This is a genomic window from Stenotrophomonas sp., from assembly GCF_036662295.1.
Lineage (GTDB): Bacteria > Pseudomonadota > Gammaproteobacteria > Xanthomonadales > Xanthomonadaceae > Stenotrophomonas.
On the sequence record NZ_JAVWXA010000029.1, the window covers coordinates 1 to 25,674 of the forward strand.

23 protein-coding genes are annotated in these 25,674 nt (G+C 69.3%); 10 read left to right on the plus strand and 13 right to left on the minus strand.

Features of this window, described 5'->3' with window-relative positions; all coding sequences use genetic code 11:
• Nucleotides 1-188: 188 nt before the first annotated feature.
• The 4 genes from lpdA to RSA25_RS07935 all read right to left on the minus strand — a co-directional run bounded on the left by lpdA (nt 189) and on the right by RSA25_RS07935 (nt 4,806).
• On the minus strand, nt 189-2,006 hold the full coding sequence (gene lpdA, locus RSA25_RS07920; protein ID WP_332808345.1) for a dihydrolipoyl dehydrogenase: 1,818 nt from the start codon (nt 2,004-2,006) through the stop codon (nt 189-191).
• A 17-nt stretch (nt 2,007-2,023) separates the two neighbouring features.
• Nucleotides 2,024-2,644, minus strand: a complete 621-nt coding sequence (locus tag RSA25_RS07925) for a hypothetical protein (RefSeq protein WP_332808346.1) — start codon at nt 2,642-2,644, stop codon at nt 2,024-2,026.
• Nucleotides 2,645-2,667: 23 nt separating this feature from the next.
• Nucleotides 2,668-4,071: a dihydrolipoyllysine-residue acetyltransferase gene (aceF, locus tag RSA25_RS07930; RefSeq protein WP_332808347.1), complete on the minus strand. Its 1,404-nt coding sequence runs from the start codon at nt 4,069-4,071 to the stop codon at nt 2,668-2,670.
• 213 nt (nt 4,072-4,284) lie between these two features.
• Nucleotides 4,285-4,806: a DNA-deoxyinosine glycosylase gene (locus tag RSA25_RS07935; RefSeq protein ID WP_332808348.1), complete on the minus strand. Its 522-nt coding sequence runs from the start codon at nt 4,804-4,806 to the stop codon at nt 4,285-4,287.
• 194 nt (nt 4,807-5,000) lie between these two features.
• Here RSA25_RS07935 and RSA25_RS07940 point away from each other — a divergent pair, with 194 nt between their 5' ends.
• The 3 genes from RSA25_RS07940 to glpK all read left to right on the plus strand — a co-directional run bounded on the left by RSA25_RS07940 (nt 5,001) and on the right by glpK (nt 8,825).
• Nucleotides 5,001-5,639, plus strand: a complete 639-nt coding sequence (locus RSA25_RS07940; RefSeq protein WP_332808349.1) for an OmpW family outer membrane protein — start codon at nt 5,001-5,003, stop codon at nt 5,637-5,639.
• Nucleotides 5,640-5,803: 164 nt separating this feature from the next.
• Complete coding sequence (gene glpD / locus RSA25_RS07945) at nt 5,804-7,291, plus strand: glycerol-3-phosphate dehydrogenase (protein ID WP_332808350.1); 1,488 nt, start codon at nt 5,804-5,806, stop codon at nt 7,289-7,291.
• A gap of 34 nt (nt 7,292-7,325) precedes the next feature.
• Nucleotides 7,326-8,825 carry a glycerol kinase GlpK gene (gene glpK, locus RSA25_RS07950; protein ID WP_332808351.1) on the plus strand — a complete coding sequence of 500 codons (1,500 nt, stop codon included), beginning with the start codon at nt 7,326-7,328 and terminating at the stop codon, nt 8,823-8,825.
• Between the two features lie 177 nt (nt 8,826-9,002).
• Here glpK and RSA25_RS07955 read toward each other — a convergent pair whose 3' ends face one another.
• Nucleotides 9,003-9,797, minus strand: coding sequence for a MetQ/NlpA family ABC transporter substrate-binding protein (locus tag RSA25_RS07955; RefSeq protein ID WP_332808352.1), 795 nt, complete (start codon nt 9,795-9,797; stop codon nt 9,003-9,005).
• A 97-nt stretch (nt 9,798-9,894) separates the two neighbouring features.
• A complete protein-coding gene (locus tag RSA25_RS07960; RefSeq protein ID WP_332808353.1) occupies nt 9,895-10,860 on the minus strand; it encodes a YafY family protein in 966 nt (321 codons plus the stop codon).
• Nucleotides 10,861-10,952: 92 nt separating this feature from the next.
• Here RSA25_RS07960 and RSA25_RS07965 point away from each other — a divergent pair, with 92 nt between their 5' ends.
• Together RSA25_RS07965 and RSA25_RS07970 are read left to right on the plus strand one after the other, a co-directional pair.
• The gene (locus tag RSA25_RS07965; protein ID WP_332808354.1) at nt 10,953-11,567 is read left to right on the plus strand and encodes a hypothetical protein; all 615 of its coding nucleotides are present in this window, start codon (nt 10,953-10,955) and stop codon (nt 11,565-11,567) included.
• A gap of 118 nt (nt 11,568-11,685) precedes the next feature.
• A complete protein-coding gene (locus RSA25_RS07970; protein WP_332808355.1) occupies nt 11,686-12,462 on the plus strand; it encodes a DUF481 domain-containing protein in 777 nt (258 codons plus the stop codon).
• A 103-nt stretch (nt 12,463-12,565) separates the two neighbouring features.
• Here RSA25_RS07970 and hemC read toward each other — a convergent pair whose 3' ends face one another.
• From hemC to mdoH, 5 genes are read right to left on the minus strand one after another with little or no spacing between them, the layout of a single operon-like run.
• Entirely contained in the window at nt 12,566-13,477 is a 912-nt protein-coding gene (gene hemC, locus RSA25_RS07975) for a hydroxymethylbilane synthase (protein WP_332808356.1), read from the minus strand.
• Between the two features lie 47 nt (nt 13,478-13,524).
• Entirely contained in the window at nt 13,525-14,247 is a 723-nt protein-coding gene (locus tag RSA25_RS07980; protein WP_332808357.1) for a LytTR family DNA-binding domain-containing protein, read from the minus strand.
• Between the two features lie 10 nt (nt 14,248-14,257).
• Complete coding sequence (locus RSA25_RS07985; protein WP_332808358.1) at nt 14,258-15,304, minus strand: sensor histidine kinase; 1,047 nt, start codon at nt 15,302-15,304, stop codon at nt 14,258-14,260.
• A gap of 3 nt (nt 15,305-15,307) precedes the next feature.
• Nucleotides 15,308-15,973, minus strand: coding sequence for an alpha/beta hydrolase (locus tag RSA25_RS07990; RefSeq protein WP_332808359.1), 666 nt, complete (start codon nt 15,971-15,973; stop codon nt 15,308-15,310).
• Nucleotides 15,974-16,026: 53 nt separating this feature from the next.
• Entirely contained in the window at nt 16,027-17,934 is a 1,908-nt protein-coding gene (mdoH, locus tag RSA25_RS07995; RefSeq protein WP_332808360.1) for a glucans biosynthesis glucosyltransferase MdoH, read from the minus strand.
• 465 nt (nt 17,935-18,399) lie between these two features.
• On the opposite strand from mdoH, the gene RSA25_RS08000 reads away from it, so the two are divergent.
• Nucleotides 18,400-20,442 (plus strand): TonB-dependent receptor, encoded by a 2,043-nt coding sequence (locus RSA25_RS08000; protein WP_332808361.1) that lies wholly within the window; start codon nt 18,400-18,402, stop codon nt 20,440-20,442.
• Between the two features lie 43 nt (nt 20,443-20,485).
• Here RSA25_RS08000 and RSA25_RS08005 read toward each other — a convergent pair whose 3' ends face one another.
• Nucleotides 20,486-20,665: a hypothetical protein gene (locus tag RSA25_RS08005; RefSeq protein WP_332808362.1), complete on the minus strand. Its 180-nt coding sequence runs from the start codon at nt 20,663-20,665 to the stop codon at nt 20,486-20,488.
• 195 nt (nt 20,666-20,860) lie between these two features.
• Here RSA25_RS08005 and RSA25_RS08010 point away from each other — a divergent pair, with 195 nt between their 5' ends.
• The 4 genes from RSA25_RS08010 to RSA25_RS08025 all read left to right on the plus strand — a co-directional run bounded on the left by RSA25_RS08010 (nt 20,861) and on the right by RSA25_RS08025 (nt 25,126).
• Nucleotides 20,861-21,250 carry a DUF2628 domain-containing protein gene (locus RSA25_RS08010; RefSeq protein WP_332808363.1) on the plus strand — a complete coding sequence of 130 codons (390 nt, stop codon included), beginning with the start codon at nt 20,861-20,863 and terminating at the stop codon, nt 21,248-21,250.
• Nucleotides 21,251-21,699: 449 nt separating this feature from the next.
• On the plus strand, nt 21,700-22,266 hold the full coding sequence (locus tag RSA25_RS08015; protein ID WP_332808364.1) for a TetR/AcrR family transcriptional regulator: 567 nt from the start codon (nt 21,700-21,702) through the stop codon (nt 22,264-22,266).
• Complete coding sequence (locus RSA25_RS08020) at nt 22,263-23,942, plus strand: MFS transporter (RefSeq protein ID WP_332808381.1); 1,680 nt, start codon at nt 22,263-22,265, stop codon at nt 23,940-23,942. The genes RSA25_RS08015 and RSA25_RS08020 overlap by 4 nt, the downstream gene beginning before the upstream one ends.
• An 8-nt stretch (nt 23,943-23,950) precedes the next feature.
• The gene (locus RSA25_RS08025) at nt 23,951-25,126 is read left to right on the plus strand and encodes an HlyD family secretion protein (protein ID WP_332808365.1); all 1,176 of its coding nucleotides are present in this window, start codon (nt 23,951-23,953) and stop codon (nt 25,124-25,126) included.
• Nucleotides 25,127-25,174: 48 nt separating this feature from the next.
• On the opposite strand, the gene RSA25_RS08030 is transcribed toward RSA25_RS08025, so the two are convergent.
• Nucleotides 25,175-25,660, minus strand: coding sequence for a Fur family transcriptional regulator (locus RSA25_RS08030; RefSeq protein WP_332808366.1), 486 nt, complete (start codon nt 25,658-25,660; stop codon nt 25,175-25,177).
• Nucleotides 25,661-25,674 lie beyond the last annotated feature (14 nt).

Below are 25,674 nucleotides of genomic sequence, written 5' to 3' on the forward strand. Positions count from 1 at the left end.
AGAGCCCCCATGGATGGGTTCACGGCGTGTCCCGCACCCCCGCCCGTACCCGCCCTGCGCGCCGATGCCACGCACTCGCGCGCCTTTGAACGCGCCAACGCGCGATCCCCATACGGCGTGAAAAACAAAAAGCCCGGCTTTCGCCGGGCTTTTCAGGGGAGCTGCGCATCACCAGGAACGCTGGCGACCTAGCGCTTCTTGGGCATGTACAGGTCGGTGATGGTGCCGTCGTAGATTTCCGCGGCCATCGCCACCGACTCGCTCAACGTCGGGTGCGCGTGGATGGTGTGGCCGATGTCCTCGGCCTCCGCGCCCATCTCGATCGCCAGGCCGATTTCGGCCAGCAGGTCACCGGCATGCACGCCGACGATCGCGCCACCGATGATGCGGTGCGTGTCTTCGTCGAAGATCAGCTTGGTGAAGCCCTCGGTGCGCCCGATCCCGATCGCACGGCCACTGGCCGCCCACGGGAACTTGGCCACGCCCACCTTCAACCCCTTGGCCTTGGCCTCGGTTTCGGTCACGCCCACCCAGGCGATTTCCGGGTTGGTGTAGGCCACCGACGGAATCACCCGCGCCACCCATTCCTTCTTCTCGCCCGAGGCCACTTCCGCGGCCAGCTTGCCTTCGTGCGTGGCCTTGTGGGCCAGCATCGGGTTGCCCACGATGTCGCCGATGGCAAAGATGTGCGGCACGTTGGTACGCATCTGCCGGTCCACCGGAATGAAGCCACGCTCGGTCACCTGCACGCCCGCCTTCTCGGCACCGATCTTGCTGCCGTTCGGCGAGCGGCCCACCGCCACCAGCACGCGGTCGAAGGTGCCCTGCGCCAGCGCCGGGGTCTCGCCCTCGGCGGCCGCTTCGAAGGTGACCGTCACGCCCTTGGCGTCGGCGCTCACGCCGGCTGCCTTGGTCTTGAGGTGAACCTCCACGCCCTGCTTCTTCAGGCGGTCGGCCAGCGGCTTGACCAGGTCCTTGTCGGCGCCCGGCATCAGCTGGTCCATGAACTCGACCACCGTCACCTTGCTGCCCAGCGCCGCGTACACCGTGGCCATTTCCAGGCCGATGATGCCGCCGCCGACGACCAGCAGCGAACCCGGCACCTCGGCCAGTTCCAGCGCGTCGGTGGAGTCCATCACGCGCTTGTCGTCCCACGGGAAGTTCGGCAGCTTCACCGCCTGCGAACCAGCGGCGATGATGCACTGCTCGAAGCGCAGCAGCTGGGTCTTGCCGTCGTCGCCGACGATCTCCAGCTCATTGGCCGACACGAACGTGGCCAGGCCCTGCACCGTGCGTACCTTGCGCTGCTTGGCCATGCCGGCCAGGCCCTTGGTCAGCTGGGTGACCACCTTTTCCTTGTAGCCGCGCAGCTTGTCCAGGGTGATGGTCGGCGCACCGAACTCCACGCCGAAGTCGCCGGCATGGGCCACTTCGTCGATCACCGCGGCCGCATGCAGCAGCGCCTTGGACGGGATGCAGCCCACGTTGAGGCAGACGCCGCCGAGGCTGGCGTAACGCTCCACCAGCACGGTGTCCACGCCCAGGTCGGCCGAGCGGAACGCGGCGGTGTACCCGCCCGGACCCGCACCCAGCACCACCATCCTGCACTCGATATCGGCCGGCTTGCCCGAGGACAGCGCCGGCTGCGGCGCGGCCGGTTCGGCCGGGGCGCGGTGCGAGGGGGTGACCGGCGGCTTGCTGCCCGGTGCCTCGGCCTTGGGTGCCTCGGCCTTGGCCGGGGCGGCCGGGGTCGGGGCAGCGCCCTCGCCTTCGGCGTCCAGCACCAGCACCACGTCGCCTTCGGAGAGGCTGTCGCCGAGCTTGACCTTGATTTCCTTGACCACGCCGGCCGCCGAGGACGGCACTTCCAGCGTCGCCTTGTCCGATTCCAGCGTCACCAGCCCCTGGTCCTTCTTCACCGTGTCGCCCACGGCAACCAGCACTTCGATCACCGGCACACCGCTGTAATCGCCGATGTCGGGAACCTTGATTTCAATTGCGGCCATTGTTGTTCTCCTGGTGCTCAGCCGGCCGAGCCGGCGAGCAGTTGCTGCAGTTCGTCGAGCGACTCGTCCAGATCCTGCCAGCGACGGTCGAGCTTCTTTTCCTTGGTGTCGCTGGCTTCGATCAGCAGCGCCACCTGTTTCATCATCAGCTTGCCGGCACCGCATTCCGGGCGCGGGCCGCTGAAGCGCTGCCCGTCCACCTGGAAGGACAGCACCTCCCCGTCCAGCGCCGCGGCCTTGCGGTCGGCCGGCACCGCCGCTGCCAGCGCGGCCTGCCAGCTGCGCAGCAGGCGCTGGGCCAGCGCGGCGGGGATGCTGACCTGGTACTGGTCCGGCGCCTGGTCCACGCGCAGTTCAAGGCCGCCCTGGCGGGCGCTGTTGTTCCAGTTGTAGACCCGCTTGTCGGCGCGGCTGTAACGCAGCGTCCATTCCTGTTCCTGGGTGCCCGGCAGCAGCGCCACGCCGGTCTCCACCCCGCTCTTGGGCAGGGTCACCAGCGACAGCGCCGGCTGTGCCTTGCCTTCGAACAGGGTTTCCACCGCCTGGCCGTAGTTGCCCACCGCCGGCGGCCAGCCGCGGCCGAGGCCGGACGCGCAGTCCGCCGCGACCGCCTGCGATGCCGGCAGCACGGCCAGCATCAGCGCCCATGCCAGGCGTTGCCTCACAGCAGCACGCGCCGCATGTCGGCCAGCACCTGGGACAGGTAGGTGGTGAAGCGGGCCGCCAGCGCGCCGTCGATGACGCGGTGGTCGTAGCTCAGCGACAGCGGCAGCATCAGCTTCGGCGCGAACTCCTTGCCATTCCAGACCGGCTGGATCGAGGACTTGGACACGCCCAGGATGGCCACTTCCGGCGCATTGACGATGGGCGTGAACGCGGTGCCGCCGATGCCGCCCAGCGAGCTGATGGAGAAGCAGCCGCCGCTCATGTCGGCCGGGCCCAGCTTGCCGTCGCGCGCCTTCTTGGCCAGCTCGCCCGATTCCTGCGCGATCTGCACCACGCCCTTCTTGTCCACGTCGCGGATCACCGGCACCACCAGGCCACTGGGGGTGTCGGCGGCGAAGCCGATGTTGAAGTACTTCTTCAGGGTGAGGTTCTCGCCGCTGGCATCCAGGGAGGCGTTGAACTCCGGGAATTTCTTCAGCGCCGCGGCGCTGGCCTTGACCAGGAAGGCGAGCATGGTCAGCTTGATGCCGGCCTTCTCGTTCTCCTTGTTCAGCGCCACGCGCAGGGCTTCCAGTTCGGTGATGTCGGCCTGCTCGAACTGGGTGACGTGCGGGATCATGGCCCAGTTGCGGGCCAGGTTGGCGCCGGAGATCTTCTTGATCCGCGACAGCGGCTGGACCTCGACCTCACCGAACTTGCTGAAGTCCACCTTCGGCCACGGCAGCAGGTTCAGGCCGCCGCCGGCCGCCACGGTGCCGCCCGTGGCCACGCCACCGCCGGTCAGGGCCGACTTCACGAACTTCTGCACGTCGCCCTTGGTGATGCGACCGCCCTTCTCGGTGCCGCTGAGCTGGTTGAGGTCCACGCCCAGCTCGCGCGCGAACACGCGCACCGCCGGGGAGGCGTAGGGCACCTTCTGCGGCAGCACGCTGTCGGCGTTGAACTGCACCGGCGGGCTGGTCGGCGCACCGGCCGAGGGGGCCGCAGCGGCCGGGGCCGGCTGGGTCGGCTTGGCGGCGGCCTGCTCGATCTCGCGGGCGGCCAGCTTGTCCGGCTGCGCCGGGGCGGCGACCGGCTCGACCTTGGTCGCGGTCTCGGCCGCTTCGGTCTTGGCGGCCGGGGCCGGGGCCGCGGCGGCGGCCGGCTTGGCCTCGCCTTCGGTCACTTCGATCAGCGCCACCACCTTGCCCTCGGACAGGTTGTCGCCGATCTTGACCTTGATTTCCTTGACCACGCCGGCCACCGAGGACGGCACTTCCATCGTGGCCTTGTCCGATTCCAGCGTGACCAGGCCCTGGTCCTTCTTGACGGTGTCACCAACGGCGACCAGCACCTCGATTACCGGGATATCGCTGTAGTCACCGATATCGGGGACAAGTGCTTCCTTGATTTCGGCCATGGGGATAACTCCGGCAATCTGGTGTAGGGAATCGCCTATTGTGGGGGCACGGGGCGTCAGCGCCAACCGGTTCAGGGAAATTCACCGGCCGCTGGCCCGGGACAGGCTGTTGCAACGGCCGGCTTTGCGCGGCTTGCGCTTGGGACAGCGCAAAGCAGGATTTTCCAGTGGGTACCGTATTGTCCGCCGCGCCAGCGCCGATCCCCTGCCCGGTCAGCCCCGCAGCGCGTCGGCCACGGGCTGCCAGGCCGCCTGCAGCCGGGCCAGTGGCCAGGCCGCGTTGGCCGGGCTGGTGGAGGGCAGCGACCACACCGCCAGCGCCGCGTGCGCCGGGGCCAGCGCCGGGGCGATGAAGCGCACGAAGGCCTGGTGGGCGGCAGCGCCGTTGCAGGCGACCGCCTGCAGGTGCGGCAATCGCGCCATCAGCGCCGCGATCGGATTGGCCACTTCACTGCCGCGCACGATCGCCGCATCCAGGCTGCCGCGCCGCTGGCACTGCCCGATCACATCCCACACCCCCACGCCGGCCGCGTTGAGCGCGGCCAGGCGCGCGGCGTACGGCAGGCCCGCGTCCACGCCGCACAGCGCCTGCATCAGCGGCCAGAAGCGATTGCGCGGGTGCGCGTAATAGCGCGCGGCCTGCAGCGATGCCACGCCCGGCATCGACCCGAGCACCAGCACGCGGCCGTCGGCCGCCACCTGCGCAGGCAAACCGATGCAGTGCGTTTGTTCCATCACATCTCCAACAGGTGCATGAACATCGCCGCGTGCGTGCAGGCCCGCGATGACGGGCGTTGCGCGCTGCAGCCTGAATGAAACAAACCAAATTTTAACGCGCGTCGGATTCGATTCATGTTGCGGGGACTACGTTTGCCTCGCCCCGGCAGCAACGGGGCCCAGAACAAAAAAAACCCTGAGGAGATTCCCCCATGCGCTCCATCCGTACCCTGACCCTGGCCACCCTCACCGCGCTGGCCTTTGCACCGGCCGCCTTCGCGCAGGACACCACCACCACCGACGACACCGCCTCGGGCAAGCATTTTGCCGTGGTCGGCGGCGTGTCGCTGCTGCAGCCCAAGAACGATCCCATCGACGGCGTGCGCAAGGTAGACGGTGGCCCGGCGCCGACGGTCAGCTTCAGCTACTACATCAACGACAACTGGGCCGTTGAGCTGTGGGGCGCGGCCGACAAGTTCGACCACCGCGTGCGCGGCACCGATGGCGCGCGCCTGGGCACCGTGGAGCAGCAGCCGATCGCGCTGAGCGGCCAGTACCACTTCGGCCAGGCCGACAACGTGTTCCGTCCGTTCGTGGGCGCCGGCTACTACGAGTCCAACTTCAGCAATGAGGACCTGGCCAGCGATGTGGGCCACGTCGGCCTGAAGACCGCCAAGGGCGCCATCGGCACCGTCGGCGTGGACATGAACATCAACAGCACCTGGTTCGCCCGCGCCGATGCCCGCTACATGCATTCGCGGCCGGAGCTGACCGTCAACGGTGACAAGACCGGCGACAAGGCCAAGCTGGACCCGTGGACCGTGGGCTTCGGTATCGGCGCCCGCTTCTAAGCGTCTTCAGCCTCACTGCACGACCCAACGGGCCCCTCGCGGGCCCGTTGGCGTTTTCCGGCGCGGTCGCCGCGGCGCATTTCATTCGGCGTTGCCCTGCCCATGCCGATACTGACGCCATCGCACGGACGGGGATGGGGATGGAAGGTTCCGCGACGGACCCGATGCTGGATGTTCTGGTGATCGGCGGCGGCATCAATGGCGCGGGCATCGCCCGTGACGCGGCCGGGCGTGGCTGGTCGGTGTGCCTGTGCGAACAGGACGACCTCGCCGCGCACACCTCCAGCGCCAGCACCAAGCTCATCCATGGCGGCCTGCGTTACCTGCAGTACGGCGAGTTCCGCCTGGTCCGCAAGGCGCTGCGCGAACGCAGCGTGCTGCAGCGGCTGGCCCCGCACCTGATCGTGCCCACCCCCTTCGTGCTGCCGCATGCCGCGCACCTGCGCCCGAGCTGGATGCTGCATGCCGGCTTGTGGCTGTATGACCATCTCGGCGATGCCGACGCCCACTTCCCGCGCTCGCAGCGGCTGGACCTGCGTCGCGATCCGCGCGGCGCGGTGCTGCAGCCGGGCTTCCGGCGGGGCTTCAGCTATGCCGACGCGCGCGTGGACGACGCGCGCCTGGTGCTGCTCAATGCGCTGGACGCGCACGAACGCGGCGCGCAGATCCGGGTGCGCACCCGCTGCGAACAGCTGATCCGCCATCGCGACCACTGGCGGGCGGTGCTGCGCGCGCCCGACGGCGGCATCGTGCGCCTGCGTGCCCGCGCGATCGTCAATGCCACCGGCCCGTGGGCCGGCAACCTGCTGGAGCGCGCCGGGATGGACGCCCCGATCGGACTGCGCCTGGTCCAGGGCAGCCACATCGTGGTGCCGCGCCTGTACGCGCACGACAGCGCCTACCTGCTGCAGCAACCGGACCAGCGCATCGTGTTCGTGCTGCCCTTCGAACAGGACTTCACCCTGATCGGCACCACCGACGTGGACTTCGAGGGCGACCCGGCGCAGGTGGAGGCCAGCGATGCAGACGTGGCGTATCTGTGCGCGGCGGTGAACCGCTGGCTGCGCACGCCGGTGCAGGCCGGCGACGTGCGCTGGCGCTACAGCGGCGTGCGCCCGCTGCTGGCCGACCATCACCACGACGCGGCCAAGGTCACGCGCGACTACCGGCTGCAGCTCGATGCCAGCCAGGCCCCGCTGCTGAGCGTGCTGGGCGGCAAGCTCACCACCTACCGCACGCTGGCCGAGGAAGCGGTGGACCAGCTCGGCCCGGTACTGGGCCGTGGTGAACCGGGCTGGACCGCCACCGGCGCGGCCCTGCCCGGCGGCGACGGAGGCGACGCATCGCAGGTGCAGGCGCGCCTGCAGGTGCGCTATCCGCAGCAGCCGCCGGCGCTGCTGGCAATCCTGGCGCGCCGCTACGGCACCCGCGCGGGTGCGCTGCTGGGCGCGGCGGCCACGCCGGTGCAGCTGGGCACGCACTTCGGTGCGGGGCTGTACCAGCGCGAGGTGGACTACCTGATCGCCCACGAATGGGTGCGCACGCCCGAGGACCTGCTGTGGCGCCGCACCCGCCTGGGCCTGCGCCTGGACGCGGCCCAGCAGGACGCGCTGGCCCGCTACCTGCGCGACCGCGTGGCGGCGATGGCGTAGGCTGCCGCTTTCCGTCTGCTGCATGGAGCAAGGCATGGACAAGCAGTACGTGCTCGCCATCGACCAGGGCACCACCAGTTCCCGCGCGATCCTGTTCGACCGCGCCGGGCGCATCGTGGGCAGCGCGCAGCGCGAGTTCACCCAGGTCTTCCCGCAACCGGGCTGGGTCGAACATGACCCGCGCGAAATCCTCACCAGCGTCTACACCACGCTGACCGAGCTGCTCAACCGCGAGCAGGTCGACCCGCGCCAGATCGCGGCGATCGGCATCACCAACCAGCGCGAGACCACGGTGGTGTGGGACAAGGCCACCGGCCAGCCGATCCACAACGCCATCGTGTGGCAATCGCGGCAAAGCCAGGCGATCTGCGAACGGCTCACGGCCGAGGGCCACGAGGCGCTGGTCCGCGAGCGCACCGGGCTGCTGATCGACGCGTATTTTTCGGCCACCAAGATCCGCTGGATCCTGGACCACGTGGACGGCGCACAGGCGCGGGCCGAGCGCGGCGAGCTGCTGTTCGGCACCATCGACAGCTGGCTGGTGTGGAACCTGAGCGGTGGCACCACGCACGTGACCGACTACAGCAATGCCGCGCGCACGCTGCTGTTCAACATCCACACGCTGGCGTGGGACGACGCGCTGCTGCAGCTGCTGGACATCCCGCGCGCGATGCTGCCGCAGGTGCGCAGCTCCAGCGAGGTGTATGCGCACACGCGCGCGCAGTTCTTCTTCGACCAGCACATCCCCATCGCCGGGATCGCAGGCGACCAGCAGGCCGCGCTGTTCGGCCAGGCCTGTTTCGCCCCGGGCATGGCCAAGAACACCTATGGCACCGGCTGTTTCATGCTGATGAACACCGGCGACAAGGCGGTGGTCTCGCGCAACGGGCTGCTGACCACGCTGGCCTGGGGCATCGAGGGCAAGGTGGAGTACGCGTTGGAGGGCTCGATCTTCATGGCCGGCTCGGTGGTGCAGTGGCTGCGCGATGGGCTGCGCCTGTTCGGCAAGTCCAGCGATTGCCAGGCCTATGCCGAGCGGGTGCCCGACACCGGCGGGGTGTACCTGGTGCCGGCGTTCGTGGGGTTGGGGGCGCCGTACTGGCGCAGCGACGTGCGCGGGGCGATGTTCGGCCTCACCCGCGGCACCCGCAAGGAGCACTTCATCCGCGCCGCGGTGGAATCGATGGCCTACCAGACCCGCGACGTGCTGGCGGCGATGCAGGCCGACGCGGGCATCGAGCTGACCGAGCTGCGCGCCGATGGCGGGGCGATCGCCAACGACTTCATGGCCCAGTTCCAGAGCGACATCCTGGGCGTGCCGGTGCTGCGCCCGCAGGTGGCCGAGACCACCGCGCTGGGGGCGGCCTACCTGGCCGGGCTGGCCGTCGGGTTCTGGTCCAGCCGTGCGGAGATCGCCGCGCAGTGGGCGGTGGACCGGCGCTTCGCGCCGCAGATGGCGGCGGACCGGCGCGAGGCGCTGTATGCCGGCTGGCAGCAGGCGGTGGAGGCTACGATGGGGTTCCGGGTGGGGTGATGCCCGTCGCCGGGTGTCGATCGTTGCCGCGCGTTGCGCGGCCAGCCACGCATGGCGTGGCTCTACCCGGGCGTCGATCATTCTCCGAACGTGGCGTCGCGTCGCCAGGTGTCGATCATTGCCAGGCGGGTCGCGGGGAACCGGTAGGGGCCGACCGTGGGTCGGCCCGCCTCCGGATCAGAACGCCGGCAGCACCGCGCCCTTGTACTTCTCGGCGATGAAGGCCTTCACTTCCGGGCTGGTCAGGGCCTTGGCCAGCTTCTGCACGCGGGCGTCGTCCTTGTTGTCCGGACGGGCGACCAGGAAGTTCACGTACGGCGAGTCCTTGCTCTCGATCGCCAGCGCGTCCTCGGTCGGGTTGAGCCCGGCATCCAGCGCGTAGTTGGTGTTGATCAGGGCCAGGTCGACCTGGTCGAGCACGCGCGGCAGCATGGCCGAGTCCAGCTCGCGGAACTTGAGCTGCTTGGGGTTGGCGGTGATGTCGCGCTGGGTGGCCAGGGCGTTGGTCGGATCCTTCAGCGTGATGACCCCGGCCTTGTGCAGCAGGATCAGCGCGCGGCTGTTGTTGCTGGGATCGTTGGGGATCACCACGTCGGCGCCGACGGGCAGTTCGTCGAGCGACTTGAAGCGGCGCGAATAGGCGCCGAACGGCTCGATGTGCACGCCGATGACCTTGACCAGGTCGGCCTTGCGGTCGCGGTTGTAGCTGTCCAGGTAGGGCTCGGTCTGGAAGTAGTTGACGTCCACCTGCTTCTGCACGAGCTGGTCGTTGGGCTGCACGTAGTCGTTGAACACGCGCACGTCCAGCTCCAGCCCTTCCTTCTGCAGGATCGGCTTGACCACGGCCAGGATCTCGGCGTGCGGCACGGCGGTGGCGGCCACGACCAGCTTCTGCGAGCCGGCATCGGGCTTGCCACAGGCGGCCAGGGCCAGCGAGGCGGCAAGCAGGGGGAGCAACAGGTACTTCTTCATGGGGCAGGATCCGGCGGCAGCGTCAGCAGCCCACCATACCGCACGCCCCGGCCTGGCGGTATCGGTGGCATATGACCGGCAGGCATGAGGCCTGCGCTTACTCGTAGTTGCTCAACGCCAGCGCCAGCAGCGCCTTGGCCTGCTCGCGCAGCATCACCGGCTCGATGATCTCCGCGTCCGAGCCGTAGTGCAGCACGTCCATCAGCAGCTCGCGCGAGACGCTGTAGGGCACCTTGAGCTCGTAGCGCCCATCGGCCAGGAAGCGGCCCTGCTGTTTGGAATGCCAATGCTCATCGGCCACCCAGCGCGCGGCCTTGGCGCTGAACACGATCGTCGCCCAGCCCTTGGGCGGCCCGGAGAAGATGCCGTAGCTGGCGCCAAGCTGCTCGTCCAGCTCGGTGTCGTCCACGTCGCGGGCCACGGTGTCCACCACCCGCGCCTTGTAGATGCGGTCCACCGCGAAACTGCGCAGCCCCTCGCGGCCATGGTCCCAGGCATCCAGGTACCAGTTGTCGCGGTAATGGGTCATGCGCTGCGGGGACACGGTGCGCTTGGTGGCCTCGTCGGTGGAACGGGCGCGGTATTCGAAGGCCAGCTGCTTGCGCTCCAGCACGGCCGAGGCCACGGCGCGGAAGCTGGCTTCATCGAACTTGCGCCCGCGGTGCGGGATGACCCGCACCCGGTCCACCGGCCAGGTCGAGACGCCGGCCTGGGCGGCCAGCAGGCCTTCGATGCGCTGCTGCAGCGGGGCCAGCACCGAGGACAACACCCCGCCGCCGGTCCGCGCCAACAGGTGCTGGGAGGCCAGCAGGGCGTGCAGTTCCTCCGAGCTGAGCCACAGCCCGGGCAGCTCGAAGCGGTCGCTTTCTTCGTCCTGGTAGCGGAAGCCGGCCTCGCCGTCGCCCTCCACCGGTGCCATCAGCGCATCGCGCAGGAAGGCCAGGTCGCGGTAGACGGTGGCGCGGGAACACTCCAGTTTTTCCTGCAGGGTCGCCACCGTCACCGGGTAACGCGCGGACTTCAGCAGACGATGCAGGGCGTTGATGCGTTCATATCGGTCCATGCGCCGATTATGTCCGAGTCGCCGCCGTTGTGGCGGCCTCACGCCCATCTTCGGCTATCGTGAGGGCCCGATTGCCGCCGTTGCCGCCTGTCATGCGCCTGTTGCCCGCCGTCCTTGTCCTGTCCGCGCTGCTGTCCGGCTGCGGCGCTGCCCCTGGCCCGGCCGACCCGGCGACATCGGCCGCCGCCAGCGTGCCAGCGGCGGCCGACCCCGCCCAGGCGGTGCTCGATGCCAGCCAGCGCTTCAGCCGCCTGCGCAGCTTCCACGCCAGCCTGCGCATGCAGGGGCCGCGCACGGTGGAGACCACGCTGGACTTCGTGGCCCCGGACCGCTATCGGCTGCAGACCGAGGACGGCCCGCAGCTGATCATCGGCGATACCTTCTTCCTGCAACGCGCCGGTGAAGTGCGCCAGGTGCCCGTGCCACCGGGCCTGGTGGCGCAATGGCGCAGCCCGTTGCCGGCCGACCTGGCGCCGGCGCAGCTGCAGGTCCAGGACCTGGGCGCGGACGTGCTGGCGGGCGTGGCCACGCGCAAGTATCGCGTGCGCCACGCCAGTGCCGGGCCGGACGGGATGCTGTACTGGATCGACGCGCGCGGCCTGCCGGTGCAGATCGAGCGCGATGGCCAGGCCCAGGGCGGGCGCTACCGGATCACGCTGCGCTACTCGCGGCAGGACGATCCCACGCTGCAGATCGCGCTACCCTGAACAGGGGCGTTGCCCGAACCCCTGCTAAAGCGCCGATCGATGGCGGAAATCGCGGCAAGGCGCATCCAGTATCATCCCCCGTTGCATTTCCCCACCCGTTCGTTCCGGAGAACCGTTGATGTCCCTGCGCGTCTCGTTGCTTGTTCCCCTGCTGCTGTGTGCCCCGGTGGCCTTTGCTCAGGACACCACCGACCCGGCTGCGATGACCTCGCCCTGGAGTGGCAGCGGCGGTGAACTCGGCTTCGCCTCGGCCCGCGGCAACAGCAGCACCGAAAGCGCCAACGGCCGCCTGCGCCTGCGCTACACCGACGACGACTGGGTGCACAGCATGGACCTGTTCGGCCTGCGCTCGCGCTCGGACTACATCGAGACCAACGACGACGGCACGACCACCAAGCGCAGCAACACCACCGCCAACCGCTACACCGGCAGTGCCGGCAGCGCGCTGCAGCTGGGCGAGCACCGCCAGCTGACGGCCACGGTGCGTTACGAGCGCGACGATTTCGCCACCTACGACCGCCAGAGCTCGTTCGGTCTGGGTTACGGCACCCGGCTGGTGGAAGGCGACCGCTTCTACATGGACGCGCAGATCGGCCCCGGTGTGCGCCGCACGCACAACACCGAAGACGACTCCACCCGCACCGGCCTGATCGGCCGCGGGCTGTTCGACGTGAAGTACTCGCTGACCCCCAACACCGACCTGGTCAACACCCTGCTGGTGGAATCGGGCTCGTACAACACCTTCGGCCAGAACGACTTCGGCGTATCGGTGAGCATGAACGAGCACCTCGCGCTGAAGGCCGGCTGGCAGGCGCGTTACAACAGTGACGTGGCCGAAGACAAGCGCAAGACCGACACGCTGACCACCATGAACGTGGTCTACAAGTTCAAGTGATCGCCGTGGGCGCCTGCGCGCCCACCGCCCTCCCGCACCACCGCGAACCTGCCGACCTTCACGCGGTCGCCGGCCAACGGCCGGCCCCCGCGCCAGGCGCGGCTCACACCGCCAGCAACTCGCCTGCCCCGCCCGCCAGCAACCCCTGCGCCACCGCCTTGCCCAGCGCGTCCGGATCGCTACCCGGGCCACGGGCCTCGGCGCGCACGGTGCGGCCATCGGCCACGCCGCCCACCAGGCCCTGCAGGAACAGATCCTCGCCTTCCCACTGCGCATAGCCGGCCACCGGCACGTGGCAGCTGCCGTGCAGCGCGCGGTTCATCGCCCGCTCGGCCTCCACGCAGGCGCGGGTGCGCGGATCGTCCAGCGCGGCGAACAGCGCCATCACCCGTGCATCGCCCCCATTGCATTCCACCGTCACCGCGCCCTGGGCCGGTGCCGGCAGCCAGGCCGGGGCCGTCAGCCGCGACACGATGCGCGCGCCCAGGCCCAGCCGTTCCAGCCCGGCCACGGCCAGCACGATCGCGTCGTAGCCGCCGTTGTCCAGCTTGGCCAGGCGCGTGTTGACGTTGCCGCGCAGGTCCAGCAGCTCCAGGTCCGGGCGCAGCGCGCGCAACTGCGCCTGCCGGCGCAGCGAGGAAGTGCCCACGCGGGCGCCGATCGGCAGTGCCTCCAGCGAGGCGTACAGGTTGGAGATGAAGCCATCGGCCGGATCGTGGCGGGTGAGCATGGCCGGCAGCGCGAAGGGGGCGTCCAGCTCCATCGGCACGTCCTTGAGCGAGTGCACCGCGCAGTCGGCGTCGCCGCGCAGCATCGCCAGCTCCAGCTCCTTCAGGAACAGGCCCTTTCCACCGATCGCGGCCAGCGACCGGTCCAGCACCTCATCGCCCTTGGTGCTCATCGGCACCAGCACCACGTCCAGCCCCGGATGGGCCTGGCGCAGGCGATCGGCGACGTGTTCGCTCTGCCACAGGGCAAGCGGGCTCTTTCGGGTGGCGATGCGCAGGATTGTCATGCCGGCCATTATCCGCGCAGCGGGGCGTATCGACCAACGGTCGATACCTACAGGAGGTCCTGCTTGATGCTGGCCACGCAGCGCCGGCTCACTTCCAGCGGGGCCTTGCCGTGGCGCAGCACGGCCTGGACCTGGCCTGCGCCATTTCGTCGCAGCTCGAGCAGCTCGTGGCGGGCGACCAGGCAGTTGCGGTGGATGCGCACGAAGCGGTTGGCGAACTCCTCTTCCAGCGATTTCAGCGATTCCTCGATGAGGTCTTCGCCACGCGCATGGTGGACCACCACGTACTTTTCCTCGGCCTGCAGGTAGTGGATGTCTTCGATGGGGATCAGCCGCAGGCTGCCGCGCAGGCGTGCGCACAGCAGCGTGCGCGCCTGCTGGCTGGGCGCGCTGGGATGGCCGCTGCGCCCGGCCAGGAAGGTGCGCGCGCGGTCCAGCGCGGCGGCCAGGCGCTCGGGGCGCACCGGCTTCATCAGGTAGTCGATGGCCGCCGCTTCGAAGGCCGACAGCGCGTGGGCATCGTAGGCGGTGCAGAACACCACCGCCGGGCGCGGCTCGAAGGTGGCCAGGTGGCGGGCGGCCTCCAGCCCGTCCAGGCCGGGCATGGCGATGTCCAGCAGCACCAGGTCCGGTTGCAGCTCGGCGCAGGCATGCAGCGCCTGCTCGCCGTTCTCGGCCTCGGCCACCACCTCGACCCCGTCCAGCTCGGCCAGCAGGCTGCGCAGGCGCTCGCGGGCCAGCGGCTCGTCATCGGCAATGACCACCTTCAAGGCTGTTTCCTCAGGGCACCGGGACGGTGATGTCGCAGGCATAGTAGCCGTCGCTCCATGCCCCCGTCATCCGGGCCGCCGGGCCGAAACGCCAGGCCAGGCGATGGGCGATGCTGCGCTGGGCGTGGCCGGCCCCCTGTGCCAGCGGCAGCGCGCGGGCCTGCGGGTCCGGGGCGGGGTTGTGCACGCGGATGTGCAGCTGGTTGCCCTGGCAGGCCAGCGTGATGAGGATGGTGCCGCCCCGAGGCAGGCGCGAAATGCCATGCAGCACTGCGTTTTCCACCAATGGCTGCAGCACCAGCGGCGGCATCGGCAGCGACCACGGCAGCGGCTCCTCGCGCTGCCACTGCACCTGCAGGCGCTCGCCCAGGCGCAGCGACTCGATGGACAGATAGCGCTCGGCCAGCTCGCACTCGGCCTGCAGCGTCGAATCGCCCTCGCCCGCCCCCAGCGCGGCGCGGAACAGGTCCGACAGGTCCAGCACCGCGCGCTCGGCCACCACCGGATCGCGCCGGACCAGGCTGGCGATCAGGTTCATGCTGTTGAACAGGAAATGCGGACGGATCCGCGCCTGCAGCGCATCGGCCTGCGCGCGTGCGTTGGCCACCGTCTGCGCACTCCAGCGATCGCTGACATAGAAATAGCGCAGCGCCAGCGCCACGATCAGCGCGGTCATGGTGGCGCTGCCCAGCGTGAAGCGCCAGAAGCCCACCTCGCGCGCGAACCCCTCGCTCTGCACCACGCCGTACAGGCCGTGCACCACCCCGGCACAGAGCGCGGCGATCAGGGCGGTCATCGTGACCGCCAGCAGCGTGCCGGCCAGCTCGGGCAGGCGCGACAGTGCGGTGCGGGCCACGCACAGGCACACCGTGACCGCCAGCGCCAGCCAGAGCGCAAAGCCACTGGCCGAGAGGAAATCGGACAGGCTCCAGTGGCGGCTGCCATCGGGGGCCAGCGCGACGACCACCACCACCAGCTCGGCCAGGCCGAGCATCGCCGCCAGCCGCGGCAGGCGGCACAGCTCAGGCAACCAGGGCTGCTGGCGGGGATCGTTCATGGCTCAGGCGCCCTGGAAACGCCGGTCCAGCCAGTCGCGCAGCGCGTCCAGTTCCTCGGTGCAGACCTGGTGGGCCATCGGGTAGCTGTGCCATTCCACCGGGAAGCCGAGGTCCTTCAGGGTCTGCGCGGTATGGGCGCCGATCGCCTGCGGGATCACCGTGTCCTGCGTCCCGTGGGCCATGAACACCGGCGGCAGGATGCCGTCGGGCACGCGCTGGCGGGCGGCGTTTTCCGGATCGGGCAGGTAGGTGGACAGCGCGATCAACCCGGCCAGCGGGCGATTGCGGCGCAGGACCGCGCTGAGGATGACCGCACCGCCCTGCGAGAAGCCGGCCAGCAGGATGCGCTCGGCCGGGATGCCGGCCGCCACCTGCTGGTCGATCAATCCGTCCAGCGCCTGGACCGAGGCATCCACGCCGGCAGCGTCGGCGCGCGAGCGGAAGTCCATGCTGACGATGTCATACCAGGCGCGCATCGGCACGCCGTTGTTGACCGTGATCGGCTGCACCGGCGCATGCGGGAACACGAAGCGGATCGCCGGCCAGTGCGGGCGCAGCAGCTCGGGCACGATCGGGGCGAAATCATGGCCATCGGCGCCCAGGCCGTGCAGCCACAGCACCGCCCATTGCGGGTCGGTGCCGGTTTCGGTGATGAGGGTATCCAGCATGTACGGCTCCACGACAGTGAAACCGCATTATGCCGCCTGGCCCCCGGCTCGGGTCAGCCGGCGGCCGCGCGCGCGGCGGCGGCCTGGCGCAGCTGCGCGGCCCGCACCAGCACCTTGGGCGGGGCGGTCTCTTCGGGGATCTCCATCAGGCGCAGGCGATGCATCAGCGTGCCCGGCCCGCGCGCGGAGGTCAGCGCCACCACCGGGATGGCCAGCACCATGCCGATCACCACCGGCGCCATCCAGGCCGCCAGCGACGGCGACACCGCATAGGCCAGCACGCCCATGAACAGCCCGAACACGCTCAGCCCGCCATAGCCGCGGATCAGCGCCGGCCAGGAGATGCCGCCGTCGTCGCGCTGCTGCGCATCCCAGCCGGAGTCCTTGCCGGCCAGCACCTCGGCCACGCCGCGCGACTGCACGTACATCACCACCGGCGCCATCAGCGCGGCCAGCAGGGTTTCCAGCAGCATCGACAGCAGCGCGCGGATGCCACCGCCACAGCCGCGCCGCTCCACCGGATCGAGCAGCATGGCGATGTAGCCCAGCACCTTGGGGGTCAGCAGCACCACCATGGTGATGGCGAACATGCGGATGACCTTCTCTTCGTCCTGGTGCCGCCAGTACAGGCTGGGCGACAGGTGCAGCACTTCGTTGAAGTCGATGCCGCCCTGGAACAGCGGGATGGCGATGCCGATCAGCATCAGCATCCCCCACATCGGCGCGGTGAAGTAATGGCCGATGCCGATCATCATGTGCATGCGGCTGACCCAGTGCAGGCCCTTGGAGGCCACCACCTTGGCGTGCTGCAGGTTGCCCTGGCACCAGCGGCGATCGCGCACCAGCATGTCCGTCAGCGTCGGCGGGCCTTCCTCGTAGCTGCCCTTGAGGTAGGGCACCATGTGCGTGGCCCAGCCACCGCGGCGCATCAGCGCGGCCTCCACGAAATCATGGCTGAGCACGTGGCCGCCGAAGGGCTGGCGGCCCGGCAGCGCGGGCAGGCCGGCGTTGTCGGCGAAGGCCTCGGTGCGGATGATGGCGTTGTGGCCCCAGTAGTTGCTTTCCGCGCCGTGCCACCAGGCCACGCCACGGCCGATCACCGGCCCGTACACGCGCCCGCCGAACTGCTGCATGCGGGCGAACAGCGTGCGCCCGCCGATCACCGCCGGCAGGGTCTGGATCAGGCCGACGTCGGGGTTGTGCTCCATGCCGGCGACCAGGCGCACGATGGTGTCGCCGGTCATCAGGCTGTCCGCGTCCAGGATCAGCATCTGCGGGTAGCCGCCGCCCCAGCGCCGCACCCAGTCGGCGATGTTGCCGGCCTTGCGCCCGCTGTTGTCGCCCCGGCGGCGGTAGAACAGGCGTGCATGCCCATCCACGGCATCGCACAGTTCGGCGAAGGCCTGCTCCTCGGCCGCGCCGATGTCCTCGCGGCGCGTGTCGCTGAGCACGAAGAAATCGAACTTGTCCAGCTGCCCGGTCTCGGCCACCGACTCGTAGATGGCCTGCAGGCCGGCCAGCAGCCGGCGCGGGTCTTCGTTGTAGGTGGGCATGAGCAGCGCGGTGCGCGTGTGCACCACCGGCAGCGGCTGGTCCGGGTCGATGCCCAGCTTGTAGCCGCGATCGAACACCGCGGTGAGGAAGCCGGCCACCGCCCCGGCGAAGGACAGCGCGATCCAGGCGAACAACGCCACGAACAGCACCAGCAGGCAGGCCTCCAGCACGGTGATGCCGTTGACGGCCAGCACCTTCCACATCATCACGGTGGCGGCGATGGTCATCGCCGCGGTGCCACCGAGGATGTAGAAGCGGCGCAGTGCCATCAGCCGCGGCGCGGTGCGCTGGCGCGGCACCTGCAGGCGCCCCTCGCGGAAGGATTGCTCGGGCATGGCCATGGGCACTTCCGGCGGCAGGATCGCCTGGCCGGCGTCGGCGATGGCCGGAAGGGTCTGCCCGCTCATCGGGCGCGGCCCGGCACGAACAAGGTCATGGCGATCCCGGCGCGCCCAGCGGCCGCCCTGCGTACTGCCTGCGAGGGGCCGTGGCCGGCACGCAGCTGATGTCTGTCACTACCGGAACCCACGAACTCTCCAACGGATCTGAGGCGAAAAATGCGGCCCAGCATAGGGGGCCAAATGTAAGCCGGGTGCGAAGGCTGGCCCGGGGATTTCTCCCCATTCAGCAAAATCCGGGGGCGCTGGGGTGCGACCGCCCGCCGCAGGCCTTGTGGCACGGGCCTTTGGCCATTCAGCATGTAAACGGTTATCATTCCGTTAACCAGGCAGGCATGCGATACCGCACTACCCACCCAGACGCGCCGGCGGTCCGCCGCGCGCCGTCCCACCGGTCGGGTTGCCTGCTTTCGTCGTGCTGACATCGCCAGTCGCTTCCCGGCCGGGGTTCCCACCCCTCCATGGAAGACCCTCATGTCTGCTTTGTTTACCTCCCCCTCCCCCGTGCGGCCGCGCCGCGCGCCGCTGGCCCTGGCCGTCTGCCTGCTGCTGGCCGCCCCGTCCCTCGCCCTGGCCGAGACCGCCGCCGACCCGGCCGCCAAGGACATGGACACCGTGGTGGTCACCGCCTCGGGCAACCAGCAATGGATCAAGGACGCCCCGGCCAGCATCAGCGTGATCACGCGCGAGGACATCGAGCGCCAGCCCGTGCATGACCTGGGCACCCTGCTCAGCCGCATCCCCGGCGTCACCGGCGGCCTCAGCGCGGCCGGCGAGCAATCCAAGATCAAGCTGCGCGGCATGCCCTCCAACTACACGCTGATCCTGGTGGACGGCAAGCGCGTGGGCCGCTCGGCCTCCACCAACTACCGCCCCGACCTGGGCCGGCAGGACCTCAACTGGATCGCGCCGGACCAGATCGAGCGCATCGAAGTGGTGCGCGGGCCGATGTCCTCGCTGTACGGCTCCGATGCGATGGGCGGGGTGATCAACATCATCACCCGCCGCATCGGCGACACCTGGGGCGGCAGCGCCACGCACAGCTATACCTCCCCGCAGGACGGCAAGCGCGGCGATACCCAGCAGATCGGCACCCAGTTCTCCGGCCCGCTGAGCGAGAACGTGGGCCTGCGCGTGGGCGCCAACTACACCAACCGCGAATCGGACCGCAGCAACGGCGGCGTGTACGGCAATGCGTATGCCGGCGAGAAGGACCGCAACGTGGACGCCCTGCTGGACTGGACGCTCAGCGAGGCGCAGAGCCTGCAGCTGGAAGCCGGATACGGCGTGCAGCAGGCCTTCGCCAGCACCGCGCTGGAAGATGAGGGCGACTACGCCTGGGGTGCCAGCGAACTCAAGCGCACCAGCCTGTCGTTGAGCCACAACGGCAACTGGTCCTTCGGCACGTCCAAGGTCACCGGCTACTGGACCGAGTTCAAGAACGACATCGGCCCGACCGGTCGTTCGCAGGCCAGGGACATGATCGTGGAAGGCAGCCTGAGCACGCCGTTCACCCTGTGGGTGGACCACCAGCTGAGCGTGGGCGGGCAATGGAAGCGCCAGGAGCTGACCAACACCGACACCATCGGCCAGGCCCCGGTGGACTATGCCGGCAACCCGGTGGTCGGCTCGTCGCTGGAGGTGGACACCTGGGCGATCTTCGTGGAGGACGAACTGAAGCTGCACGAAAAGCTGGCACTGACCCTGGGCGCCCGCCTGGACCACCATGAGCAGTTCGGCAGCCATGTCAGCCCGCGCGCGTACCTGGTCTACCACCCGGCAGAAAGCTGGACCCTGCGCGGGGGCATCTCCAAGGGCTTCCGCGCGCCCAGCCTGACCGAGAACGCGGCGTCGGCGGCCACCCAGTCCGGCGGCCGCGGTTGCGGTTCGCTGCGCCCGCTGGGCTATGTGACCGGCGGCTGCTACATGGCCGGCAACCCGAACCTGGACCCGGAAACCAGCACCAACCGCGAGCTCGGCCTCAACTTCGACAACGGCACCGTGGACACCGGGCTGACCTACTTCCACACCGACTTCAAGAACAAGATCGAGTACGAACCGCTGGGCTTCTTCAACGGCTACTGGTGGACGCGCATGCAGAACGTGGAGCGCGCCCGCACCAGCGGCATGGAAGGCAACTTCAACCTCAACCTGGGCGAGCACTGGCGCTGGCGCACGGCGGCAACGTGGATCAAGGAAGCCAAGAACCTCACCACCGGCGAGAACCTGATCGACACGCCGGAGTTCTCCGGCTACTCCTCGGTGGACTGGACGCCGGTGGATGCGTTCTCGGCCACGCTGTCGGCGCAGTACACCGGCAAGCAGGCCGGCGTGGCCAGCAGCTTCATCCGCGCCTACACGCTGTACGACCTGACCGGCGCATGGCACGTCAATGACGCGCTGACGGTGCGGGCAGGCGTCAGCAACCTGGCCGACAAGAAGCTGTACGCCGAAGGGGCCACCGACTACTTCGTGGCCGGCCGCAGCTACTTCCTGGGCATGACCGCGCGCTTCTGAGGCGCGGTGCCACCGCGCGCGGGGAGACCCGCGCGTGGGTGGCTCAGGCCGGGGTGGCGACCACGGCGATATCCGCGTCCAGCGCGGGCCGGGTCAACGCACGCGAGCCAACCTGCAGGAACTGCAGATGCGCCAGCAGATGCTGGGCCTGGGTGGCCTGCGGACACGGTGCGATCCGCGGGCCTGCCTGCGGTCGCTCCGGAGGGGTCACAACACTGGACATGGTCTGGTTTCTCTTGGCATTCCAATTCGCCGCGGGGCTCCCTGCCGCGCGGAATGCGCACCCTATATCAAATCGAAGGCGATTGTGTGACGCGTCTTTCGCTACGCCAGGAACCGACGGCGAAGCGACGGAAAACTGGCGGCAAACCAGCGCCAGCCGCTATCATGTAATCGTTTACACACCTAGAAAACGGACATGGATTCGACCAACACCGCCCCGCTCAGCCCCAAGTGGCAGTTCCGCTTCAATTTCTTCAACACCTATGGCGCGCCGAACACGCCCGAGTTCAAGGCGGCCTACAAGGAGCTGCCGTTCGGCCAGAAGCTGAAGATCAACTTCAACTTCTTCGCGCTGTTCTTCAGCTGGATCTACTTCTTCATCCTGGGCATGTGGCGCAAGGCGCTGGTGGTGCTGGCCATCAGCATCGCACTGGGCATCGTGATCCAGTTCCTGCCCAACGCGGTGGGCCGCGGCCTGTGGGCGGCCTGGCAGGTGTTGCTGGCGATCACCGCCAACTACAGCTACTACCGCGAGAAAACCCAGGGCGACACGAGCTTCAACCCCTTCTCCGGCCTGCGCTGGTAAGACGCGGTTGCCGCGAGGGAAGCACGGAGGGCCGGGTCGTTGACCTGGCCCTTTTTTTTGGTTCTTCGCCCATCTGAGGGGTTCCGTCGTCGCGGCGTATGAAGCCATGCGAGTGCCGGCTCCGTCGCGCGGGGTGGGGGGTGTGCGGGTTCGCGGGACACGCTGCAAGTCCCGCTCCGCGGCCCGTACCCGCCCCGAGCGACAAGGCATGCACGCGCGTGCTTCAGCAAAGCCTTTACCCCGCAGATGGGCGAACAACCTTTTTTTTGTCTCTTCGACCATCTGCGGGGTTCTCTCGTTGCGACCACGGGCCGCGCCTGGCCCTGACAGGGCGCCTGCGCGCGGCGGATTTCACCGTGCCTTGATCTTGCCCAGCGCCCGCCTACCGCACCCGGCGGGCGCCACGGCCGAGGGCTATCGCTGCGGACAGGATTGTCCGATCATGTCCCATGACTTCCCAACGTGCCGATGCGGCCGCCCGCCGCGCTCTCATCCTCGATGCCGCCGATGCGGTGTTCGGCCAGCACGGCGTCACCGCCCCGCTCGACCTGGTGGTCGAGCGCGCGCAGGTGGGCCGCGCCACGCTGTACCGCAACTTCCCCGACCGCACCGCGCTGGTGGAGGCGCTGCTGCAACGGACCGTGGCCCGCATCCAGCGCCAGGTCAGCAGCCTGGGCGAGCGCGACGACGCCTTGTTCGAGGTACTGGAGGGCATGGCCGCGCGCATCGTGCAGTCGCCCGCGCTGTCCGATTACTGGCGCGCGGTGGACCCGGACGACCCGGCCATCAAGGCCGCGCGGCAGACCATCTGGACCCTGCTGGAAGCCCCGATCCAGCGCGCGATCGCCGCCGGCCTGTGCCGCCCCGATCTGCAGGCAACGGATGTTTCACTGATCTCGGGCATGCTGGGAGCCGCGCTACGTGGCAAGTCCCGCGAAGAACGGGCCCGGCTGGTCGCCCGCGCCCTGCAGTTGCTGCGTGGCGGATTGCAGGGCCCCATCCACCCGGAGGGCTGATGTCGCAGTACCTCAAACCGATCCCGGACTGGGAAGAACACGAGAAGCCGACCCTGCCGGGTTCGGCCTCGATGCCCTGGCATCCGCCACACCGGCGCGTGGCCTATGCGCTGGTCGCGCTGCTGGTGGGCATCACCGGCGGCCTGGGCAACGCGCTGGTCACCGCCAACCTGCCTTTCATGCAGGGCCAGCTCGGCCTCACCCCGGCCCAGGGCAGCTGGCTGGTCGCTGCCTACGCCATGGTCAACGTCACCGCCAACCTGCTGGCCTTCAAGTTCCGCCAGCAGTGCGGCATCCGCCTGTTCGCCGAGATCGGGCTGGGCCTGTACGCGGCGCTGGCGGTGCTGCACCTGTTCGTCGGCAGCTACGAGACCACGCTGCTTACCCGCGCCGCCAGCGGTTTTGCCGGCGCGGCCTGCAGCACGCTGGGCACCCTGTACATGCTGCAGTCGCTGCCGCGCCGGTACACCGGCAACCTGCTGGTGGTGGGCGTGGGCATCTCCCAGCTGGCCGTGCCGCTGGCCTGGCTGGTCTCGCCGGCGCTGGTGGATACCGGCCAATGGCACACCCTGTACCTTTTCGAAGCCGGGCTGGCGCTGTGCGCGTTCGCGGCGGTGGTGTTGCTGAAGCTGCCGCCGGGCGTGCAGATCAAGGCCTTCGAACCGTTGGACTTCCTCACCTTCGCCCTGCTCGCCCCGGCGGTGGCGCTGCTGGTGATCGTGCTGGCGCAGGGCTACGTGCGCTGGTGGCTGGACACCCCGTGGCTGGGCTGGGCGCTGGTCGCCTCCATCGCGCTGTCCACCACCGCCTTCGTGATCGAGCACTACCGGCGCAACCCGCTGCTGCAGACGCGCTGGCTGGCCAGCCTGCCGGTGCTGCACTTCATCGTGGGTGCCTTCCTGATCCGCTTCCTCACCACCGAGCAGTCCTACGGTGTGGTCGGCCTGATGCGCCAGCTGGGCATGGGCCCGGACCAGATGCGGCCCTTGTTCGCGGTGATCCTGGCCGGCGTGGTCAGCGGCATCGCCGCCAGCGCCCTGACCTTCGGCCCCAAGCGGATCATCCCGCAACTGCTGATGGCCATCCTGCTGCTGGGCAGTGCCGCGCTGCTGGACCAGCACCGCACCAGCCTGGATCGTCCGCACGATTTCTACGCCAGCCAGTTCCTGGCGTCGGTGGGCGCGGGCATGTTCATGGGCCCGTTGATCATGCTGGGCATCACCCAGGCCCTGAAGCAGGGCGTGGACCACATGATCACCTTCCTGGTTACCCTGTCGATCACCCAGACCCTAGGCGGCCTGGCCGGCTCGGCGGTGCTGGGCACCTACCAGCTGCATCGCGAGCAGCTGTACTCCACCGCGCTGGTGAGCCAGCTCGACCCGGCCGATGGCGTGGTCGCCCAGCGCCTGAAGCAACAGCAGCAGCTTTACGCCGGCCTGATCACCGACCCGGTCCAGCGCAGTGCGCAGGGCACCGCGCAACTGGCGCAGACCACGCGCCGCGAAGCCAACGTGCGCGCCTTCAATGATGTGTTCCGCCTGAGCGGCACCGTGGCCCTGGCCTTCCTGGGCTGGTTGCTGCTGCTGTCGGTGCGTACCGCCGTGCTCAAGCAGTGGCGCAAGCGCCCGCCTGCCTCCCCTTCCGATCCGGCGCCGTCTTCCGCGCTGCCCCGATGAGTCCGCCCATGCCCACCCCTCCGCCCCGCGACGACAGCCCGCCGGAAAACGTCAACCCGGCCCCGCCCACCGATGCCGCCCCGGCCAGTGCCGCCGCCACCGCGGTCACGCCCTCCAGCGTGCCCAAGTACCTCACCCCGAGCACGCGCAGCGTGGTGCTCATGATCGCGGTGGCGCTGCTGGGCATCGCGCTGATCCTGCGCGCCTGGTCGCTGTGGCCGTTCGACAGCACCCGGGTCAGCACCGACAACGCCTATGTGCGCGGCCAGATCACCGTGCTGGCGCCGCAGGTCAACGGCTATGTCACCGAGGTGCTGGTCAAGGACTTCCAGCACGTCAAGCAGGGCGATCCGCTGGTGCGCATCGATGACCGCATCTACCAGGAAAAGGTCGCCCAGGCGCAGGCCGACCTCGAGGCCGCGCAGGCCGCGCTGGCCAACTCCGACCAGGCCCAGGCGCAGAACCGCGCCCAGATCGCCGCCGCCCAGGCCAATCTGGTCGCCGGCCAGTCCGAGCAGTCGCGCTCGCGGGTGGAGCTCAAGCGCTACGAGGAACTGGCCGCCCAGCAGCTGGTGGCCCTCAACGACCGCGACAAGCTGCGCACCGGCGCGCAGGCGGCGCAGTCGGCGGTGCTGCAGGCACAGGCGCAGATCCGCATCGCCGAGGAAACCCTCACCTCCACCCAGGTGGCGCGACGCAGCCTGGAGGCCAAGGTGGACACCGCGCAGGCCCAGCTGGCGCTGGCCCGCATCGACCTGGCCAACACGGTCATCCATGCCCCGCGCGATGGCCAGGTCAGCGAGGCCTCGGTCCGCCTCGGCCAGTACGTCACCGCCGGCTCGCAACTGCTGTTCCTGGTGCCGGACACGCTGTGGGTGGTGGCCAACTTCAAGGAAGGCCAGACCTGGAAGATGCGCATCGGGCAGCCGGCCACGTTCAAGGTGGACGCCTTCGACGGCGAAACCCTGCACGGCCATATCGAACAGATCGCCCCCGCCACCGGCTCGGAGTTCAGCGTGCTGCGCCCGGACAATGCCAGCGGCAACTTCACCAAGGTGGTGCAGCGCCTGCCGATCCGCATCCGCATCGATCCCGACCAGCCGCTGGCCAGGCGCCTGCGCCCGGGCATGTCGGTGGTGGTGAAGGTGGATACCGCCCACGCGCCCGCCACCGATCCCCCCTGACCGGTGGCCTTGGCCCTGTGTTGAATCGATGCGGCGGCGGGGCGGCGGTCAGCCCGCGCAGCGGGCGCACAGCCCGTGCACTTCCAGGGTCTGCGCCTGCGGCTGGAACCCCAGCTCCTTGGCGCGCTTTTCCAGCTGGCTGACGATCTCGCGGTCTTCCAGCTCCACCGCGCTGTGGCAGCTGTTGCAGATCAGGAAAGGCACCGAGTGCTGCGCGCTGCTGGGATGGTGGCAGGCCACGAAGGCATTGACCGATTCGAGCTTGTGCACAAACCCGTTGGCCATCAGGAAATCCAGCGCGCGGTACACCGTGGGCGGGGCGTCGGCGCCCACGCCCTTGCCATTGCGGACCCATTCCAACAGCTCGTAGGCCTTGACCGGCTTGCCGGCCTCGGCGATCAGGCGCAGCACGTTGGCACGGATCGGGGTCAGGCGCAGCCCGCGTTCGGCGCAGACACGCTCCACCACCTTCACGAAGTCCGATGCGTCGTGAACATGATGGTGCGGGGCGGTACAAGCGGTCTTGGCGGGCATGCGCGGTCTCCTGG